At 66.9% G+C, this 18,836-nt stretch carries 18 protein-coding genes; 5 read left to right on the plus strand and 13 right to left on the minus strand.

Going from position 1 to position 18,836, the window contains the following annotated elements; all coding sequences use genetic code 11:
- Positions 1-45: 45 nt before the first annotated feature.
- Both ACNQR1_RS22455 and ACNQR1_RS22460 read left to right on the plus strand, forming a co-directional pair.
- Positions 46-813 carry a TVP38/TMEM64 family protein gene (locus ACNQR1_RS22455; protein ID WP_418047914.1) on the plus strand — a complete coding sequence of 256 codons (768 nt, stop codon included), beginning with the start codon at positions 46-48 and terminating at the stop codon, positions 811-813.
- Positions 814-835: 22 nt separating this feature from the next.
- Positions 836-1,312, plus strand: coding sequence for a nitroreductase family deazaflavin-dependent oxidoreductase (locus ACNQR1_RS22460; RefSeq protein WP_418047915.1), 477 nt, complete (start codon positions 836-838; stop codon positions 1,310-1,312).
- A 10-nt stretch (positions 1,313-1,322) separates the two neighbouring features.
- Here the strand turns inward: ACNQR1_RS22460 and ACNQR1_RS22465 are convergent, their stop codons facing one another.
- Positions 1,323-2,522 (minus strand): SPFH domain-containing protein, encoded by a 1,200-nt coding sequence (locus ACNQR1_RS22465; protein WP_418047916.1) that lies wholly within the window; start codon positions 2,520-2,522, stop codon positions 1,323-1,325.
- A 51-nt stretch (positions 2,523-2,573) separates the two neighbouring features.
- Positions 2,574-3,008, minus strand: a complete 435-nt coding sequence (locus ACNQR1_RS22470) for an NfeD family protein (RefSeq protein WP_418047917.1) — start codon at positions 3,006-3,008, stop codon at positions 2,574-2,576.
- Between the two features lie 57 nt (positions 3,009-3,065).
- Between ACNQR1_RS22470 and ACNQR1_RS22475 the strand changes: the two genes are divergently transcribed.
- Complete coding sequence (locus ACNQR1_RS22475; RefSeq protein ID WP_418047918.1) at positions 3,066-3,923, plus strand: hypothetical protein; 858 nt, start codon at positions 3,066-3,068, stop codon at positions 3,921-3,923.
- Positions 3,924-3,949: 26 nt separating this feature from the next.
- On the opposite strand, the gene ACNQR1_RS22480 is transcribed toward ACNQR1_RS22475, so the two are convergent.
- The 9 genes from ACNQR1_RS22480 to ACNQR1_RS22520 form a co-directional block, all read right to left on the minus strand.
- Entirely contained in the window at positions 3,950-4,984 is a 1,035-nt protein-coding gene (locus ACNQR1_RS22480) for a ferrochelatase (protein WP_418047919.1), read from the minus strand.
- Positions 4,985-5,079: 95 nt separating this feature from the next.
- A complete protein-coding gene (inhA, locus tag ACNQR1_RS22485; RefSeq protein WP_418047920.1) occupies positions 5,080-5,889 on the minus strand; it encodes an NADH-dependent enoyl-ACP reductase InhA in 810 nt (269 codons plus the stop codon).
- Positions 5,890-5,951: 62 nt separating this feature from the next.
- Complete coding sequence (gene fabG1 / locus ACNQR1_RS22490) at positions 5,952-6,728, minus strand: 3-oxoacyl-ACP reductase FabG1 (protein ID WP_418047921.1); 777 nt, start codon at positions 6,726-6,728, stop codon at positions 5,952-5,954.
- Positions 6,729-6,812: 84 nt separating this feature from the next.
- Positions 6,813-7,820 carry a VWA domain-containing protein gene (locus ACNQR1_RS22495; RefSeq protein WP_418047922.1) on the minus strand — a complete coding sequence of 336 codons (1,008 nt, stop codon included), beginning with the start codon at positions 7,818-7,820 and terminating at the stop codon, positions 6,813-6,815.
- Between the two features lie 42 nt (positions 7,821-7,862).
- A complete protein-coding gene (locus tag ACNQR1_RS22500; protein ID WP_418047923.1) occupies positions 7,863-8,810 on the minus strand; it encodes a DUF58 domain-containing protein in 948 nt (315 codons plus the stop codon).
- Positions 8,807-9,970, minus strand: coding sequence for an AAA family ATPase (locus ACNQR1_RS22505; RefSeq protein WP_418047924.1), 1,164 nt, complete (start codon positions 9,968-9,970; stop codon positions 8,807-8,809). The genes ACNQR1_RS22500 and ACNQR1_RS22505 overlap by 4 nt, the downstream gene beginning before the upstream one ends.
- A 134-nt stretch (positions 9,971-10,104) precedes the next feature.
- Positions 10,105-10,800 (minus strand): NlpC/P60 family peptidoglycan endopeptidase RipB, encoded by a 696-nt coding sequence (ripB, locus tag ACNQR1_RS22510; RefSeq protein ID WP_418047925.1) that lies wholly within the window; start codon positions 10,798-10,800, stop codon positions 10,105-10,107.
- Between the two features lie 10 nt (positions 10,801-10,810).
- Entirely contained in the window at positions 10,811-12,253 is a 1,443-nt protein-coding gene (ripA, locus tag ACNQR1_RS22515) for an NlpC/P60 family peptidoglycan endopeptidase RipA (RefSeq protein WP_418047926.1), read from the minus strand.
- A gap of 223 nt (positions 12,254-12,476) precedes the next feature.
- On the minus strand, positions 12,477-13,061 hold the full coding sequence (locus tag ACNQR1_RS22520; protein ID WP_418047927.1) for a DUF6676 family protein: 585 nt from the start codon (positions 13,059-13,061) through the stop codon (positions 12,477-12,479).
- Between the two features lie 312 nt (positions 13,062-13,373).
- Between ACNQR1_RS22520 and ACNQR1_RS22525 the strand changes: the two genes are divergently transcribed.
- Together ACNQR1_RS22525 and ACNQR1_RS22530 are read left to right on the plus strand one after the other, a co-directional pair.
- Positions 13,374-16,202: an aconitate hydratase gene (locus ACNQR1_RS22525; RefSeq protein WP_418047928.1), complete on the plus strand. Its 2,829-nt coding sequence runs from the start codon at positions 13,374-13,376 to the stop codon at positions 16,200-16,202.
- 67 nt (positions 16,203-16,269) lie between these two features.
- Positions 16,270-16,848 (plus strand): TetR/AcrR family transcriptional regulator, encoded by a 579-nt coding sequence (locus ACNQR1_RS22530; RefSeq protein ID WP_418047929.1) that lies wholly within the window; start codon positions 16,270-16,272, stop codon positions 16,846-16,848.
- A 29-nt stretch (positions 16,849-16,877) separates the two neighbouring features.
- Here the strand turns inward: ACNQR1_RS22530 and ACNQR1_RS22535 are convergent, their stop codons facing one another.
- Positions 16,878-17,072, minus strand: coding sequence for a helix-turn-helix domain-containing protein (locus tag ACNQR1_RS22535; RefSeq protein ID WP_044519487.1), 195 nt, complete (start codon positions 17,070-17,072; stop codon positions 16,878-16,880).
- Between the two features lie 129 nt (positions 17,073-17,201).
- Complete coding sequence (locus ACNQR1_RS22540; protein ID WP_418047930.1) at positions 17,202-18,830, minus strand: ABC-F family ATP-binding cassette domain-containing protein; 1,629 nt, start codon at positions 18,828-18,830, stop codon at positions 17,202-17,204.
- Positions 18,831-18,836 lie beyond the last annotated feature (6 nt).

Below are 18,836 nucleotides of genomic sequence, written 5' to 3' on the forward strand. Positions count from 1 at the left end.
ACACCCAGCGGTGTTCCCCGCCGCCGGGACGTACTGTTGTAAAACGTGAAACCCGTCGTCAGAACCCTGCGCGTGGTGCGCGCCGCGGTGATCGCGACGGCTTCCCAGCTGCCACCTCGGCGGATCGTCGGCCTGCTGGCCGGCATTGTGATTCTTGTCGCAGTTGCGGTACTGGTTCCATTGCCCACGGCGATGCAGATGCGGGACTGGGCCACGTCGGTGGGCCCCTGGTTTCCGCTGGCCTTCCTCGGCGCCCACATCGTGGTGACGGTGTTCCCGTTCCCCCGCACCGCCTTCACCCTGGCCGCGGGCCTGTTGTTCGGCCCGGTGCTGGGGGTGGCGATCGCGGTGGCGGCCAGCGCGGTGAGTGCGGTGCTGGCCCTGTTCCTGATCCGCGCGGCCGGCTGGCAGCTCAATCGGCTGGTGCCCCATCCTCGGATCGACTCACTCGACACCCGGCTTCGGCGGCGTGGTTGGCCGGTGGTGCTTTCCATGCGGCTGATCCCGGCGGTGCCGTTCTCGGTACTGAACTACGCCGCAGGTGCGTCCGCCGTGCGGGTCGTGCCCTACACCTTGGCGACGCTGGTGGGGCTGTTCCCCGGCACCGCGGCGGTCGTGGTCCTCGGTGACGCACTGACCGGGAACATCAGCCCAGCGCTGATCCTGGTGTCGCTGAGTACCGCCGCGCTCGGTGTGACCGGCCTGGTCTACGAGATGCGCCTCCATCGCCGCGAGCACCACCGCGAGCGTGCGCGCCTGCAGGCCGACACGCCGCAATCGGTGGACGTTCCATGCACGTTCACGGAGCCGTGAGCTGAGCGGGAGGAGACGACGGATGAGCGCACTGCCCGATTTCGGTGCCCGACTCCTGCGTAACCGACGGCTGGTGCGTGCCCCGATCTGGCTCTACCGGATGCGCGCCGGAGCACTACTCGGCAAGCGGCTGATGATGCTCGAGCACATCGGCCGCACCTCCGGTGAGCGCCGCTACGTGGTGCTCGAAGTCGTCGACCGACCGAGTCCCGACGCCGTCGTCGTCGCCTCGGGTTTCGGGGCGAAAGCGCAGTGGTTCCGCAACATTGCCGCCAATCCAGCGGTCCGGGTGTGGCTCGGCAGTCACCGCCCGGTGTCCGGGGTGGCCCATGTCCTCGACCAGCGCCGCGCCGACCAGGTCCTGACCGACTATCGGGAGCGCCACCCGACGACGTGGCAGCAGTTCAAACTCGTCCTCGAAGGCACGCTCGGTCAGCCGATCACCGAGACGGACACACCGCTGCCGATGGTCGAGATCCGACTGCAGCCTCAGCGCTGACGCAGCCGCGCTACTGCGCGCGGTGTGCGCCACCATCCAGTTCGTTGGGCATCGTCCCCGGCGGGGTCTCCAACGACGACTGCGGCGGCCTGGCGCTCAGCGGCGGCGTGGTGGCCCGGGCCTCGGCCTCTGCCTTGGCCACCGCCTGGGCGATGGCCGGATCGGTCTCGGTGGAGAACCAGTCGGCGACCTCGTCGCTGTCGTCCTCGGGCTTGGGCAGATCCTCGTCCACCGGTGGTGGTGTGTACCGGAACACGCCGTCCTCGCCGGGAGCCCCCAGCATCTTGGTGAAGCCCTGCAACGCCGAGCCGAAGTCGCTGGGCACCAGCCAGACCTTGTTCGCCTCCCCCTTGGCCATCTGCGGCAGCGTCTGCAGGTACTGATACGCCAGCATCTCCGGGGTGGGCCGGCCGGCCTTGATCGCGGCGAAGGTCTTCTCGATGGCCTTGGCCTGGCCCTGTGCCTGCAGGTACTGGGCGGCCCGCTCGCCCTGGGCGCGCAGCATCCGGGATTGCCGGTCGGCCTCGGCGGCCAGGATCGCGGCCTGCTTGGCGCCTTCTGCCGCCAGGATCTGCGACTGCTTCTGCCCCTCGGCCTGCTTGATCGAGGACTCCCGCACACCCTCTGCGGTGAGGATCATGGCCCGCTTGTCACGATCGGCCTTCATCTGCTTCTCCATCGACTCCTGGATGGACGGTGGCGGGTCGATGCTGCGCAGCTCCACCCGGGCAACGCGAAGGCCCCACCGGCCGGTCGCCTCGTCGAGCACACCTCTGAGTTGAGCGTTGATGGAGTCGCGTGAGGTCAGCGTCTGTTCCAGGGTCATGCCGCCGACGACGTTGCGCAGGGTGGTCGTGGTCAGCTGCTCCACACCGACGATGTAGTTGCTGATCTGGTACACCGCCGCCTGCGGGTTGGTGACCTGGAAATAGACCACGGTGTCGATGTTGAGGGTCAGGTTGTCCTCGGTGATCACCGGTTGGGGCGGGAACGACACCACCCGCTCACGGAGATCCACCCGCGCCCGGATCCGATCGATGAACGGCACCAGCAAGGTCAGCTGACCACTGACGGTGCGGCTGTAGCGGCCGAGGCGTTCGATCACCGCGGCCTCGGCCTGGGGAATGAGCGCGACCGATTTGGCCACGACGATGATCGCGAACACCACCAGCACAAGCAGCAAGACCAGTCCGGCTACGGCACCTTCCATGGTGAATCCCTCCCTGGAGCTACGTCGTATCGAAGTCGTATTGAAGAGGCACTACATCGTCTTGAAGACCACCGCGGTGGCGCCGTCGATCCTGACCACGGTCACATGCTCACCCGGTTCGTACACATCGTGGTCGTTCAGGGGCCGCGCCGTCCAGACTTCGCCGTCGAGTTTGACCTGACCTTCGTGTTGCGCCACCCGGTCGAGCACCAGCGCGGTCTTGCCTTCCAGTGCCTTCACCGGCTCGGGAAGACCGCGTCCCAGCTCGAAACGGCGCCGCAGCGCGGGCCGGACCAAGACCAGCAACAGCACCGACACCACGAGAAACACCGCGCCGTCCGCCCAGAGGGGCAGGTCGAAGAGCCAACTCGACCCGCTCGCGGCCAGCGCGCCGCCGGCCAGCATGAGCAGGAACATGTCGCCGGTCAGCGCCTCCGCCCCGGCGAGTCCCAGCGCCAGGATGAGCCAGATCAGCGGTAGCGGCATGCGCTCACCCTAGCGAATCAGGCCCGATCGGCGGCCGACAATTACACTGCCAGGATCATGTGGTGTCCAAGTGCAACGCTTTCGATGTGGGCCAACGCCTGGCTTGCCGGCGCGGCCGCGCCTGACGACGTCCTCGACGCGTTATCCCAGTGGGCTCCAATGCATTCTGTGACCGCGTATGACTCGCAAGCAGCGGTCCGAACCAGCCTGCCCTGGCCGGAGTTGGAGGACTCCGGTTCGGTGTCCTTGCTGCAGACCCTGCGCACCGCCGTCGGCAGATCCGGTACCAGGCCCTCGATCAGGGTGGCCCTGCCGGTGCCCGGCGACGTCCGCGGTCTACCCGCGGGTACGCAGTTCCAGCGGGACGCCCTGGCGGTCGGCGAAGCGGTGCTCGTGACCCATGACGAGCTGGACGGCGTCGGGCTGGTGCCGGAGTTCGAGTATTTCGAATTCGACGACGTGGAAACCGAATCCACGTTGGAACCCGAACCGAGGGCACTGTCGTGGACGGTCTACTCACTGCCTCTTCTGCCGCCGCCGCAGCACTACGACCTCGGCGAGGCCGAGTACGAGTTGAAGTCGGCGGTGCGCTCGGCCGCCGACACCCTGGTCACGTTGCGGGCCGGTGTCGGTGTGGACATCGACGATCCGCGCGGCATGGTGGAGGACATCCTCGAAGCCGGCCGGATGCACCCGATCCCGGACCATGCGCCGACCCGGGCCGTGCGGGTGCTGGAGAACGCCGCCCACGTGGAAGCGATCATCACGGTGAGCTCGGGCCTGATGCCGATCGGCCTGCAGAGTTCCTCGGAGGTCCAGATCGCCGGCGATGCCATGAGGCCGTTGGACCGGGTGGTCCGTTCGGCACGGCTGGCCGCACTTGAGGCGATCCTGCAATCGGCTTGGCGCGACTGACTTTCCCGGCCCTGTTGGTTCGCGAGCTAGGACGGCGTCCCGCAGCAGTTCGGTGAACACAGCGCACCGTTGACGCTGAATCCGTAACCCGGCACCGGATCTGGACCGGCCGACCGCAGCGGTGCCGCACCGGTGCGCAATTCGTCGATCAGCCCGGCGGCCAATCGAGCGAACCGCCTGTCGGCGTTCGGGGTGCTGGCCCGCGCGAACGCGATACCCGCCTGCTCGGCCTGCAGTCGCAGCTCGTAGTCCAGATCCCACACCACCTCGATGTGATCGGCGACGAACCCGATCGGGCACACGATGACGGCCCGAGTTCCCTTGCGGCCCAATGCAGTCAGGTGATCGGCGACGTCGGGTTCCAGCCACGGGATCCGGGGCGGACCCGAGCGCGACTGCCACACCTGGTCGAAGTCCTGATAACCCGCAGCGGCGGCGACCAGTCGCGTCGCGTAGCCGACCTGCCGACTGTAGAGCCGCGGGCCGTGCCGCTCATCGGCAGCGATGGGGACCGAGTGCGCGGTGAACACCAGCCGAGCCTCATCACGCAGCTCGGCAGGCAATGTGGCTGCCGCTCGGGCGATCGCGTCGGAGAACATCTCCACCAACAGCGGATGATCGAAGTACTGGCGCAGTTTGACCAGTTCGGGCGCATCGTCGCCCACCGAAGCACGGGCCCGGGCGATGTCCTCGACATACTGGGTGCAGCTGGAATACCCGCCCCAGGCCGACGTGGTGAACACGGCTGCGCGTCGAATCCCGTTGTCCCGCATCGTTGCCACCGTGTCTTCGACGTAGGGCGCCCAGTTCCGGTTTCCGAAGTAGACCGGCATGTCGGGCAGCTCGGCCCGCAGCTGCTCGATCAGTGCCCGGTTGATCCCGTTGATCGGCGACACCCCACCGAAGTGCAGATAGTGTTCGGCGACGTCGGCCAGCCGCTCGGCGGGGATACCGCGCCCCCGGGTCACGTTCTCCAGGAACGGCATCACCTCCTCCGGCGCCTCCGGTCCCCCGAAGGACAACAGCAGAACGGCGTCGAAGCCTGTTTCATCGCCGGCCATCATCTCGCCTCCCTCATACGGCGAAACCGCATCCCGGCAGGATTTGTGCGCGTGCACACCTGCTGGAATGCGGTTTCGGCAGAAAACAAGTCAGATCAGAGCAGCTGAGTGCTGGCGCCGCCGTCGGCGTAGACGATGGTGCCGGTGGTGGCGGGCAGCCAGTCGGACAGCAGGGCGCACACGGTCTTGGCGACCGGCTCCGGGTCCTTCATGTTCCAGCCGACCGGCGCACGCTGATCCCAGCCCTCTTCGAGCAGCCGCATCTGGTCACCGGCTTCGGCGCCCAGCGCACCGCCGACGATGGCGCTCATGGCCAGGGTCCGGATCGGGCCCGCCGCAACGAGGTTGGAGCGGACACCGAACGGGCCGGCCTCACGCGCGACGAACCGGTTGACCGACTCGAGGGCGCTCTTGGCCACCGTCATCCAGTTGTAGGCCGGCATCGCCCGGGTCGGGTCGAAGTCCATGCCGACGATGCTGCCGCCCTCGTTCATGATCGGCAGCGTCGCCTTGGCCAGCGAGGCGTAGGAATATGCCGAGATGTGGATGCCCTTGGCGACATCCTCATACGGGGCGTCGAAGAACGGGTTGACGCCCATCCCGGTCTGCGGCATGAAGCCGATCGAGTGAACGACACCGTCGAGCTTGTTGCCCGCACCGATGGTCTCGGTGACCCGGTCGGCCAGGCTGGCCAGGTGCTCCTCGTTCTGCACGTCGAGCTCGAGCAACGGGGCGGGCTTGGGCAGCCGGTCGGCGATGCGCTGGATGAGCTTCATCCGGTCGAATCCGGTGAGCACCAACTCGGCGCCGGCCTCCTGTGCCACCTTGGCGATGTGGAACGCGATCGACGAGTCCGTGATGATCCCGGTGACGAGAATGCGCTTGCCTTCGAGCAAACCTGCCATTGTCCTGACTCCTACTTCGGTGAAGAGTTATGCGAAAGTTCTTGGAAATACCGAGCTTTGGATCAGTGACCCATACCCATGCCGCCGTCGACCGGGATCACCGCACCGGCGATGTAGCCGGCGTCCTCCGACGCCAGGAAGCTGACCGCACCGGCGACCTCGTCGGCGGTGCCGACCCGCTTGGCCGGGATGAATTCCAGAGCGCCCGCCTGGATCCGCTCATCGAGCGCCCGGGTCATCTCGGTGTCGATGTAGCCCGGGGCGACGACGTTCGCGGTGACGCCGGCCTTGGACAGTTCCCGCGAGATCGAGCGGGCCATGCCGATCAGACCGGCCTTGGCCGCCGCATAGTTGGCCTGGTTGCCGATGCCCCACATCCCCGAGACCGAGCCGATGAAGATGATCCGGCCGAAACGCTTGCGCTGCATGCTGCGCGACGCCCGCTGCGCCACCCGGAACGCCCCGGTGAGGTTCGCGTTGATGACGTTCTCGAACCGCTCTTCGGTCATCCGCATGAGGAACGCATCCTGGGAGATGCCGGCGTTGGACACCAGCACCTCGACCGGGCCCTGGTGTTCCTCGACCTCTTTGAACGCACGGTCGACGGCTTCGTTGTCGGTGACGTCGCACACGACGCCGAACAGGCCGTCGGGCGCACCCGATCCGCGGTGGGTGACGGCCACCTTGTGCCCGTCGGCGGCCAGGCGCTGCGCGATCGCCAGGCCGATCCCCCGGTTTCCACCGGTGACCAGTACGGAGCGGGAAACGAATGCCGGGCGGCCACCGGATTCTGCGGTGGCGGTCTCGGTGGCACTTTCAGTGGCGACACTGTCACTCATGCCCGCCAACTTATCTCCTCACCAGCACGGTCTGAAAATCGCGTCACCCTGGCCGACCGGTTTCCGCCGGGTCCGGATCACGTCCTAGCCGGGGAGCCTGCGGTTGATCACCAGCGCCGCCACACCGGCCACGGCCAGCACCAACGCCCCGAGTCGCAGCCAGCCCAGGCTGGCGTCGCCCTTGATCGTCTCGTAGCCGATCTGCTGCTGGAGCGAGGTGAACACCTGCTTCAGCTGCTCCAGGCTGGATGCGGTGAAGGCGTCTCCGCCGGACAGCTTGGCGATCTTGCCGAGCATCTCGTCGTCGACCGGCACCGGCTGGCGCTGATCGTTGATCTCGACGTAGCCGTAGGGCGTTCCGAAGGACACCGTGGAGATCGGTACCCCCTGATCCTTGGCGGTGCGCGCCGCGGTGTAGGCGCCCTTGGGGTTGTCCGGGTTGGACGGCACGGTCTCCTTGCCGTCCGACATCAGCACGATGCGTGCGGGCGGCTTCTCGTCACCGCCGCCGATCACCGCGCCCACGGTGGCGATCGCCTGGAGCGCCGTGAAGATGCCTTCACCGGTGGCGGTCCGGTCGGCCAGCTGCAGCTTGTCCAGGCCGTTCTTGGTGGCCTCGCGGTTGGTGGTCGGCTGCACCAGCACCGTCGCTGTGCCGGCGTAGGCGATCAGGCCGAGGTTGATCCCCGGGGTGAGCTGATCGGCGAACTGCTTGGCGGCTTCCTGCGCCGCGGCCAGCCGGCTGGGGGCGACATCGGTGGCACGCATCGACTGCGACACATCGATCACCAGCATCACCACCGCACGGTTGCGCGGGATCCGCACATCATGGGTGGGACCGGCCATCGCCACCGTCAGCAGCACGAGCGAGACCGCCAACAGCGCCGCGGGCAGATGCCGCCAGCGGGTGGGCTGTTTGGGCGCCACACTTTCGAGCAGCTCCATGTTGGCGAACCGCAGGATCCGCTGCTTGCGTGCGCGCTGAACGACGACGTAGAACGCGATCAGGCCCAGAACCACGAACAGGAACAGGAACCACCACGCGTGCGCGAAGCCCGTCAGGCTCATCGGACCGAGAATCGGTAATGTCATGTGCTAGAAGTCATTTCGGTTGATTGCTCATCAAGCTTTCGGCTACCTGCTGCCGGCCATGGCCCCGCGCCGCCGCGTCGCGACGAACCGCACCACATCGGCGATCCAGTCCCGGTCGGTGCGCAGGCTGAGCAGCGGGGCGTCGCAACGCCGCAAGGTGCGGGCCACTTCCGCCCGGTGGGCTGCGGCGGCCCGCTCGAAATCGCTGCGCAGCTGCTCGTCGATGGTGAACTCGCGGGTGACACCGGTCTCGGTGTCCTGCAGCACCACATCCCCGACGGCAGGCAACTCGACATCGCGCGGGTCGAGGATCTCGATGCCCAGCACCTCGTGGCGGCCGGCGATCGCCCGCAGCGGGCGCATCCAGTTGATCGGCCCGAGGAAGTCGCTGATGATGACCGCCATGCCGCGTCGGCGTTCGGGACGACGGAGCGCATCGATCGCGGCGGCCAGGTCGCCCCGCACCCCGGTCGGCGCCTTCGGCGTGGTGGCGATCGCCCGCAGCAACTCCTGCTCGTGCACCCGCCCACTCAATGCCGGGACCCGGCGCACCGTGTCACCGTTGGCGATGATCGCGCCGATCCGGTTGCCGCCACCACTGTTGAGGAAGGCGATCGCCGCCGCGGCCGCCACGGCCAGATCACGCTTCTCGCAGCCGGTGGTACCGAAGTCCAGGCTCGCCGACATGTCGACGACGAGCCAGGTCTCCAGTTCGCGGTCGGCGATCATCTGCCGCACGTGGGGCGTCTGCGTTCGCGCCGTCACCGACCAGTCCATCCGGCGAACGTCGTCGCCGGGCTGGTAGATCCGCGAGTCCCCCGGCTCTGATCCCGGACCCGGGATCAGTCCGAGGTGGTCGCCGTGCAGAACTCCGTCGAGCTTGCGACGCACCGTCAGCTCGAGCTTGCGCAACGCGGCTGTCAGCGCGGGATCCCGGATCTCGCCGCGCTTGAGCGATGGCAGATCGACAGCGCGTCGCGAACTAGTCACCGACTGCCGGCCGCGGCAGCCGCGGCAGGTACGGCGGGCGGAACCGAATGCCCTTGCTGCGGAAGCGCGTTCACCTGAGGCAGGGCAACCGTCTGGAGGATCCGGTTGACCACGGTCTCAGCCGAGACCTCATCGGCCAGCGCATCGTAGGTCAGAACGAGGCGGTGGCGCAGCACATCGGGGATGACCTCGACGACGTCCTGCGGGATGACGTAGTCACGGCCGCGCACCAACGCCAGCGCGCGGGCCGCGGAGATGATGCCGAGCGAGGCACGCGGTGACGCACCGTAGGCGATCCACGCCTTGGCGTCGGGCATGCCGAACTTCTCCGGCTCGCGCGTCGCGGTGACGATCCGCACCACGTAGTCCACCAGCGCATGGTGCACGAACGTGTTGGCCGCGAGGTCCTGCAGCCGAAGCAGGTCGCCGGTGTTCAGGATCTGCTTGGGCTCCGGGGGCTTGACGCCCATCCGGTAGATGATCTCGCGCTCTTCCTCCGGCGTCGGATAGTCGACGTTGAGCTTGAACAGGAAGCGGTCGCGCTGGGCTTCCGGGAGCGCGTAGACGCCTTCCTGCTCGATCGGGTTCTGGGTGGCCATCACCAGGAACGGGCTCGGCAGCGGGAAGGTCTTGCCGCCGATGGAGATCTTGCGCTCTGCCATCACCTCCAGCAGTGCGGACTGAACCTTGGCCGGCGCACGGTTGATCTCGTCGGCGAGCAGGAAGTTGACCACCACCGGGCCGAGCTCGATGTCGAAGTCTTCTTTGCCCTGCCGGTAGATCCGGGTACCGATGATGTCGGTGGGCACCAGGTCAGGGGTGAACTGGATGCGGGCGAAGGTACCGCCGACGACCTTGGCGAAGGTCTCGACCGCCAGCGTCTTGGCCACACCGGGCACACCTTCGAGCAGCACGTGCCCCTTGGCGAGCAGCCCGACCAGCATCCGCTCCACGAGCTGGTCCTGGCCGACGATGATTCGCTTGACCTCGAAGATGGCGCGTTCCAGGGTGTGCACCTCGGCCTGCAGGCTGCCGTTGGTCGGAGCCTGCGCAGCCGGCGCGGCGGCGTGGGAGCCGGCCGACCCGGGCGGAAAGCCCGGCGCCGGGCTCGAACCGGGATAACCTCCGGCGCCCTGCGGCGGTCCACTCGGTGACGTCATCAACTTCCTCCCACGGTGTTCGACTACAAACGCTGGTCTTGCGGTGTTGCTCATCGGGCAATCGGGTGCCCGCCGTCAACTATTCCAGGCACTTCGAGATCCGTCGACGCTGCCCGGAAGACTTCAGGTTCCCCTCAGGATTCGATGATGCGGGCCGCATAGGGCTGGATGCCCGAGGTGCGCACCGGGCTCACGGTCACTTTTTCCGCGCTGCCCGACGCCTCCAGCATCTTGCCGCCGCCGAGGTACATCGCCACATGCTGGCTGCCGCCGGGACCCCAGAACAGGAGGTCACCACGCTTTGCCTGGGCCACCGGCACCTTGCGGCCGGTGTTGTACTGGTCGCCCGAATACTTCGGAATCTGCACACCCACGCCCGCATAGGCGTAGCGCGTCAGGCCGGAACAGTCGAAGCCCATCTTTCCGGCGTCGTAGTCGACACCGGGGCCGGGACCGGTCAGCGTGCCACCGCCCCACGAGTACGGCACGCCCATCTGGGTACCGCCACGCCGGATCGCGTATTCGATGGCCTGCGGTCCGCGAACCCGACCGCCGGGGAATGTCGAGGCCGCCTGCTTCGGGGCCAGGCCGATGCTCTGCAGGAACTGCGAGCCAAGATTCTGCGTGGTCTGCAGCGCGATCTGGCTGACCTGGAACGACGCGTTGGCGATCGCCACCGGATCGCCCGGAGCCCCGGAACTGACGATCTTCGGAAGAGTGGGATCCCACTGTCCGTCGTCAGGAGCGGCGCCGGCCGGCGCCACCAAACTGATCGCCGCGAACATCGTGGCGGCGATCAGTATCAGGCAACGTAAGACGAAGGAGCGCAATGTGTTCCCATCAGTATTCGATGTAGCGGACGACGTACGGGGTCATCCCGCTGGTCCGAACCGGCGAGATCTTGACCTGCGAACCCGTGTACGGCGCTTCGAGCATCTGGCCGTTGCCGAGGTAGAGCGTCACGTGCTGGCTGCCACCGGGCCCGTAGAAGATCACGTCGCCGCGCCGCATCTGCGAGGACGGGATCTTGCGACCGGCGTTGTACTGCGAGCCCGAGTAGTGCGGCAACTTGATGCCGACCCCTGCGAACGCGTAGAGGATCAGGCCCGAGCAGTCGAAGCCGACCGTGTTGGCGCCCGAATCGATGCCGCGGCTGGGACCGGCGGCGTTGCCACCGCCCCAGGAGTACGGAACGCCCATCTGGGAGCCGGCCCGCTGGATGACGTATTCGGATGCCTGCCGCCCGTACACCCTCGGGATGGCGCCGTTGGTGTAGCCGGTCGGCGTGGGCAGGATGCCCAGCTTCTGCAGGAACTGCCGTCCCATGTTCTGGGTGACCTGAGCCGAGGTCGACGAGATGCCCAGGATGGTGTTGATGATCGCGACGGGATCACCGCTGACGAACGCGCTGGGGATCGCCGGCAGTGTGGGATCCCATTCACCGGCCCACTTCTGGCCGGCTTGAGCCGGTGCACCAGGGGCCCGGTCCCAATCGCCCGCAGCGACCTGTGGGGCGGCTCCCTGGGCCGGCGGGGCGGTCGGCGCCGCCGCCTTGTGCACCTGAGCGAGTTGAGCTGCCGCCGTTGCCCGTTCGTCGGTCAACCGCTTCAGCTCACCTTGCTGGGCGTTGAACGTCTGCTGCGCCTGCTGCAGTGCCGAGACCGCGGCGTCCTGACTGGTCTGGGCATTGACCGTGGCCTGGTCGGCGTTCTGCTTGGCCAGCCGGGCCGCCGACTCACGGTTCACCTGTTCGGTGCGGGCGCGCTGCAGATCGGCGATCACCTTGTCGGTGCTGGCCGCCAGGGTCTGACCGGTCGCCGCGGTGCGCGCGATGTCAGCGGGATCGGACGCGGTCAGGTACGAACTCGACGGGCCGTTGACGTAGGTGGCGGCCGCGAACGTGTCAAACCTCTTCTGCGCCTCGACGATCGCGGCATTGGCATCGGCGATGCCTTGCTGGCTGGCGTCGACCTCCTGCTGCGCCGTCGCTGCCGCGTCGCGGGCGTCCTGCACGTCGACGATCGCCTTGTTGACGGCTTCCTGCTGGGTCTGGATCGCAGCGCCCAACTCCTGCAGCTTCTGATCGGCGTTGGCCACCGCGGCGACGAGCGTTGCGACCTGATCGGGTGCGCCTGGATCAGCGGCGGCCCGCACCCCGCCGGACATCGCCGTGGCCAACAGCATCGCGACGGTCACCGGCACAGCCCAGAAGCGGCCGCTCAGCCGGGGTGCAGCGACCCCAACTGCCCCTCGCGTGCGCGGGACGCCGACGGTGCGTCTCATTCGACTCAAGTCTCCTATGGCTCAACGCCGGCGTACGGCGTTTGCTCGGGGCCTTTGCACAGAAGTCACACGAAGCACAACTGCAACAATGGCTACCGATTGCACCGTACGTCACATCTGAAGCCAAAGAAACTTTAGTCACGAATTACAAGAATGTAATTGCGAATAGTGTGACCTATTAGTGATATTCGGAGATATTCCGAACTAATGTTCGACGGGTTTTTCAGACCTCTACCGAGGGAGCGCTCGAGGCCCCTGACCCGGCCAATCGTTTGCTGCGCACCTGCAGGACGCGGGTCAGCGTGGCCGCTGCGGCGACCCCGAGCGTCAGCACGATGGTGAGCGCGGTCCAGGGAAAGTCCGGGGTCGAAATCTCCCCCACGAAATTCTTCGCCGACAACACCGGATTACCAGTCTTGGCCACGTCCTGTCCGGCTTCCAAAGTCACCCGGTCGATAGTCGGGCTGTACGTGCCGGCGAAAGACGGACTCAGCGCGAGCACGGTCGCGCCCGGATTGGCCTCGCCCACCTCTGAGGCGATATCACGCAACGGTGTGTCGATGCCGGGATTGCTCGGCAGAACCACGATCTTGAGGTCGACCCCGCCCTGACGGGCATCGCTGACCACCTGGCGCAGCGCCTCGACATCGGCACCCGGAGCACTGACCCCGTCGTCGCGGACGTCGGCCTGTACGGCCACCATGCACTTGGCCACACCGTCGGGCTGGGCCGGGTCCATTCCGACGGTCTCGCACACCTCGACCGGGATATAGGCCGGCAGGAACGGGATGACATGGGGTCCGGTCACAGACGCACGGTACGCCGAGCCCGCCGGGCCCTGTGAGGCGACACGGGAATCGTCACCGCATCGACCACCTATCGTCACGCTGGGGTGACGCACACGGTCAGGCGCCACGCCGGCGTGACAAATGAGCGTCGGTCGGGCGTGGGGCGGCCGCCGGGCGGCCGGATCACACGGATCGCCCGGACGGGGTAGCACCGAACACCCGACCAGTGAAGACTGGACCCCGGCCCACAGGGCATTGCAGGACAAGCGTACTGTTAGGATCAGAACGCCGCCGACACAGCCCGTCGCGGTGAGATCAAGCCGGGAGTTGATGTGAGCAGCGAGAATACGGAAAATTCGTCCCTTAACTCATTTGGTGCCCGCGACACATTGACTGTCGGGGACCAGAGCTACGAGATCTACCGCCTCGACGCGGTACCCGGAACCGAGAAGCTCCCCTACAGCCTCAAGGTGCTCGCAGAGAACCTCCTGCGCACCGAGGACGGCGCCAACATCACCAAGGACCACATCGAGGCCATCGCCAACTGGGATCCCTCGGCCGAGCCGAGCATCGAGATCCAGTTCACCCCGGCCCGCGTGCTGATGCAGGACTTCACCGGTGTGCCGTGCATCGTCGACCTGGCCACCATGCGCGAGGCCGTGGCCGCCCTGGGCGGCGACCCGGACAAGGTCAACCCACTGTCCCCCGCCGAGATGGTCATCGACCACTCCGTCATCCTCGACGTCTTCGGCAACGCCGGCGCCTTCGAGCGCAACGTCGAACTCGAATACGAGCGCAACTCCGAGCGTTACCAGTTCCTGCGCTGGGGCCAGGGCGCGTTCGACGACTTCAAGGTCGTCCCCCCGGGCACCGGCATCGTGCACCAGGTCAACATCGAGTACCTGGCCCGCGTCGTGATGACCCGCAACGGAGTCGCATACCCGGACACCTGTGTGGGCACCGACAGCCACACCACCATGGAGAACGGCCTCGGCGTACTGGGCTGGGGCGTCGGCGGTATCGAGGCCGAGGCCGCCATGCTGGGCCAGCCGGTCTCGATGCTCATCCCCCGCGTCGTCGGCTTCAAGCTGACCGGTGAGATCAAGCCCGGCGTCACCGCCACCGACGTCGTGCTCACCGTCACCGACATGCTGCGCAAGCACGGCGTGGTCGGCAAGTTCGTCGAGTTCTACGGCAAGGGCGTGGCCGAGGTGCCGCTGGCCAACCGCGCCACCCTGGGCAACATGAGCCCCGAATTCGGTTCCACCGCAGCGATCTTCCCGATCGACGAGGAGACCATCAACTACCTGCGGCTGACTGGGCGCAGCGAGCAGCAGCTGGCGCTCGTCGAGGACTATGCCAAGACGCAGGGCATGTGGCACAACCCCGACCACGAGCCGGCCTTCTCGGAGTACCTCGAGCTGGACCTGTCCACCGTGGTGCCCTCGATCTCGGGCCCGAAGCGTCCCCAGGACCGTATCGAGCTGTCGGACGCCAAGAACGCGTTCCGCAAGGACATCCACAACTACGTCGAGGAGAACCTCCCGACCCCGCACACGCAGCTCGACGAGGCGGTCGAAGAGTCGTTCCCGGCCTCCGACCCGGCCAAGCTGTCGTTCGCCGACGACGGTGCGGTCGATGTGCGTCCGTCGGCCGCCAACGGCGCCGAGGGCCGGCCGACCAAGCCCGTCACCGTGCGCTCCGACGAGCGCGGCGAATTCGTGCTCGACCACGGCGCTGTCGTCGTCGCCGGCATCACCTCGTGCACCAACACCTCCAACCCGTCGGTCATGCTCGGCGCGGCGCTGCTGGCCAAGAAGGCCGTGGAGAAGGGCCTGACCTCCAAGCCGTGGGTCAAGACCAACATGGCGCCGGGCAGCCAGGTCGTCACCGACTACTACAACACGGCCGGCCTGTGGCCGTACCTGGAGAAGCTGGGCTACTACCTGGGTGGCTACGGCTGCACCACGTGCATCGGCAACACCGGTCCGCTGCCCGACGAGATCTCCAAGGCGATCAACGACAACGACCTGTCGGTCACCGCGGTGCTCTCGGGCAACCGTAACTTCGAAGGCCGCATCTCCCCCGACGTCAAGATGAACTACCTGGCCTCGCCGCCGCTGGTGATCGCCTACGGCATCGCGGGCACGATGGACTTCGATTTCGAGACCGATCCGCTCGGTCAGGACCAGCAGGGCAACGACGTCTTCCTCAAGGACATCTGGCCGTCTGCCCAGGAAATCGAGGAGACCATCGCCTCCTCGATCAACCGGGAGATGTTCACCGACTCCTACGCCGACGTGTTCAAGGGCGACGACCGCTGGCGCTCGCTGGCCACTCCGGAGGGCAACACGTTCGAGTGGGACGATGCCTCGACCTACGTCCGCAAGGCGCCCTACTTCGACGGCATGCCCGCCGAGCCGCAGCCGGTCGGCGACATCAAGGGCGCCAGAGTCCTTGCCCTGCTGGGTGATTCGGTGACCACCGACCACATCAGCCCGGCCGGTTCGATCAAGCCGGGCACCCCGGCCGCGCAGTACCTGGACGCCAACGGCGTTGAGCGCAAGGACTACAACTCGCTGGGGTCGCGTCGCGGCAACCACGAGGTGATGATCCGCGGCACCTTCGCCAACATCCGGCTGAAGAACCAGTTGCTCGACGACGTCTCCGGCGGCTACACCCGCGACTTCACCCAGGAGGGTGGCCCGCAGTCGTTCATCTACGACGCCTCGGTCAACTACAAGGAAGCCGGCATCCCGCTGGTCGTCCTGGGCGGCAAGGAATACGGTTCGGGCTCCTCGCGCGACTGGGCGGCCAAGGGCACGGTGCTGCTCGGCGTCAAGGCCGTCATCACCGAGTCCTTCGAGCGCATCCACCGGTCGAACCTGATCGGCATGGGTGTCATCCCGCTGCAGTTCCCGGCAGGCGAGTCGGCCGCGAGCCTGAAGCTCGACGGCACCGAGACCTACGACATCACCGGCATCGAGGCGCTCAACGAGGGCAAGACGCCGAAGACGGTCAAGGTCACCGCTGCCAAGGAAGATGGCTCCAAGGTGGAGTTCGACGCGGTCGTCCGCATCGACACCCCCGGCGAGGCCGACTACTACCGCAACGGCGGCATCCTGCAGTACGTGCTGCGGAACATGCTGAAGTCGAAGTAATCCTGTCCAGACTGACCGAAGCAGGTAACCGACAGCGCCGACGGGCGCTTGCGCGAGGAGTGGTCGAATGCCCCGGGTGACGGACGACCACCTCGCGGCCCGGCGCCGTCAGATTCTCGACGGCGCCCGGCGCTGCTTCGGTCAGTACGGATATGAGAGTGCGACCGTGCGGCGGCTCGAAGAAACCATCGGGCTGTCGCGCGGCGCGATCTTTCATCACTTCAAGGACAAGGACACCTTGTTCTTCGAACTGGCCCGCGAGGACGCCGAGCGGATGGCCGAGGTGGCCGCCCGCGAAGGCCTCATCCAGGTGATGCGGAACATGCTTGCAGCACCCGAGCAGTTCGACTGGCTGGCCACCCGGCTGGAGATCGCGCGAAAGCTGCGCAACGATCCCGCTTTTCACCAAGGGTGGGCGGAACGGTCGGCCGAACTGGACGCTGCGATCACCGAGCGTCTGCGCCGCCAGAAGCAGGCCGGGCGACTGCGTGACGACGTGCCGAGCGCGGTCCTGCACATCTATCTGGACCTGGTCCTCGACGGCTTGGTGGCCCGGATCGCCTCCGGCGAGGACCCGAAGAATCTCACCGCGGTACTGGACCTCGTCGAGGACAGCGTGCGACAGCAGGCGTCCGCCGACAGCTGAATCCGGCTACCGCACAGCGGTTGTGCGCGTCACACCCTGGACCGGGTTCGGTGGTTGGGGCCACCACGGCTGCGCATCGTCGTTCCCGATTCACGCAGCAAGCTATGGATCGAGCCATAGGAACGGCCCGTTGTCGCTACCAGTGTGCGGATGCTGGCGCCCCCCTCGTATGCCCTGCGAAGCTCTGACAGCAGTTCGCCGCGATTCTTGTTCATATCCCTCATCGACATCTCCCAGCTTGTGATGTCCCGACGGGTACCCAGAGTAGAAACCACCCACACACCGGGTGGTCGATTTGTCCAACGTCTTAAATTGACGTTCTCGAAGATGGGGTGGTTCTTGAGGATTCGCCGTCAGGCGAGCTCGATGAGATCCCGGTACTCGGTGGACCAGAAGTCCTCCGTGCCATCCGGCAACAGGACCACCCGCTGTGGATCGAGAGCTTCGGCGGCGCCCGGGTCGTGGGTCACCAGCACCACCGCGCCCTGGTAGCTGCGCAGCGCGTCGAGAACCTGCTCGCGTGACGCGGGATCGAGGTTGTTGGTGGGCTCGTCCAGCAACAGAACATTGGCCGTCGAGGCAACCAGGCCTGCCAGAGCCAACCGGGTCTTCTCACCACCGGACAGGGTGCCCGCGGGCTGCTCCAGCTGAGGGCCGGTGAACATGAAGGCGCCTAACAGACCTCGAAGATCCTGCTCACCGGTGTCCGGCGCGGCGTGGCGGATGTTCTCCCAGACCGTCGCCTCGTTGTCGAGGGTGTCGTGCTCCTGGGCGAAATAGCCGATCTTGCACCCGTGACCGGGTTCCAGCGCTCCGGCGTCAGCGGTCTCGGCACCGGCGAGCAGCCGCAGCAATGTCGTCTTGCCTGCACCGTTGAGTCCCAGCACCACCACCCGGGATCCGCGGTCGATCGCCAGATCGACACCGGTGAAGATCTCCAGCGACCCGTAGGTCTTGGTCAGTCCCTTGGCCACCAACGGGGTCTTGCCGCACGGCGCCGGCGTCGGGAACTTGATCCGGGCTACCTTGTCGGCCACCCGCTCGGCATCGAGCTCGGAGATCATCCGCTCAGCCCGGCGCAACATGTTCTGGGCGGCAACGGCTTTGGTGGCCTTGGCGCCCATCTTGGCAGCCTGGGCCCGCAACGCGCCGGCCTTCTTCTCGGCATTGGCACGTTCCCGGCGGCGACGCTGTTCGTCGGTGGCGCGGGCGTCGAGGTACTTCTTCCAGCCCATGTTGTAGACGTCGGCCTCACCACGCACGGCATCGAGGAACCACACCCGGTTGACGACCTCGTCGAGCAGATCCACGTCGTGGCTGATGACGACGAGGCCACCGGTGTGGTTGTGCAGGAAGTCCCGCAACCAACCGATCGAGTCCGCGTCGAGGTGGTTGGTGGGCTCGTCGAGCAGCAGTGTGGTGGCCGACCCGGAACCCGTGTCGCTCGCCGCGAACAGGATGCGGGCCAGTTCGACGCGGCGGCGCTGACCACCGGAGAGCGTCCGCAGCGGCTGCGTCAGCACTCGATCCGGCAGGCCCAGGCTCGCGCAGATGCGCCCGGCCTCGCTCTCGGCGGCGTACCCGCCGAGCGCGGAGAACCGCTCCTCGAGCTGACCGTACTTGCGGACCGCCTTGTCGCGAGCCGCATCGTCGGCGACCTCGGCCATCAGGACCTGTTGCTTCTCGAGGTCCGCCAGCAGCGTGTCCAGACCGCGGGCCGAGAGCACCCGGTCGCGGGCCAGGACATCGAGATCGCCTTCTTTGGGATCCTGTGGCAGATAACCGATCTCACCGGTCGAGGTGACAGATCCGGCGTACGGCTCGCCCTCGCCGGCCAGAATCCGCATGGTGGTGGTCTTGCCCGCGCCGTTGCGCCCGACCAGTCCGATCCGGTCACCGGGTTGCACCCGCAATGCCGAGCCCTCGAAGGACAGCAGCGTGCGCGCGCCGGCGCGGACCTCCAGGTCCGTTGCGGTGATCACGCTGCG

It is taken from the genome of Mycobacterium sp. 48b (genome assembly GCF_048282725.1).
Taxonomy (GTDB): Bacteria; Actinomycetota; Actinomycetes; order Mycobacteriales; family Mycobacteriaceae; genus Mycobacterium.

Bases quoted from the DNA above. Each gene is read 5' to 3' on its own strand.
- ACNQR1_RS22460 (WP_418047915.1), top strand. From the start codon at position 836: ATGAGCGCACTGCCCGATTTCGGTGCCCGACTCCTGCGTAACCGACGG.
- ACNQR1_RS22465 (WP_418047916.1), bottom strand. From the start codon at position 2,522: ATGGAAGGTGCCGTAGCCGGACTGGTCTTGCTGCTTGTGCTGGTGGTG.
- ACNQR1_RS22470 (WP_418047917.1), bottom strand. From the start codon at position 3,008: ATGCCGCTACCGCTGATCTGGCTCATCCTGGCGCTGGGACTCGCCGGG.
- ACNQR1_RS22475 (WP_418047918.1), top strand. From the start codon at position 3,066: ATGTGGTGTCCAAGTGCAACGCTTTCGATGTGGGCCAACGCCTGGCTT.
- ACNQR1_RS22480 (WP_418047919.1), bottom strand. From the start codon at position 4,984: ATGGCCGGCGATGAAACAGGCTTCGACGCCGTTCTGCTGTTGTCCTTC.
- inhA (WP_418047920.1), bottom strand. From the start codon at position 5,889: ATGGCAGGTTTGCTCGAAGGCAAGCGCATTCTCGTCACCGGGATCATC.
- fabG1 (WP_418047921.1), bottom strand. From the start codon at position 6,728: ATGAGTGACAGTGTCGCCACTGAAAGTGCCACCGAGACCGCCACCGCA.
- ACNQR1_RS22495 (WP_418047922.1), bottom strand. From the start codon at position 7,820: ATGACATTACCGATTCTCGGTCCGATGAGCCTGACGGGCTTCGCGCAC.
- ACNQR1_RS22505 (WP_418047924.1), bottom strand. From the start codon at position 9,970: ATGACGTCACCGAGTGGACCGCCGCAGGGCGCCGGAGGTTATCCCGGT.
- ripA (WP_418047926.1), bottom strand. From the start codon at position 12,253: ATGAGACGCACCGTCGGCGTCCCGCGCACGCGAGGGGCAGTTGGGGTC.
- ACNQR1_RS22530 (WP_418047929.1), top strand. From the start codon at position 16,270: ATGCCCCGGGTGACGGACGACCACCTCGCGGCCCGGCGCCGTCAGATT.
- ACNQR1_RS22535 (WP_044519487.1), bottom strand. From the start codon at position 17,072: ATGAGGGATATGAACAAGAATCGCGGCGAACTGCTGTCAGAGCTTCGC.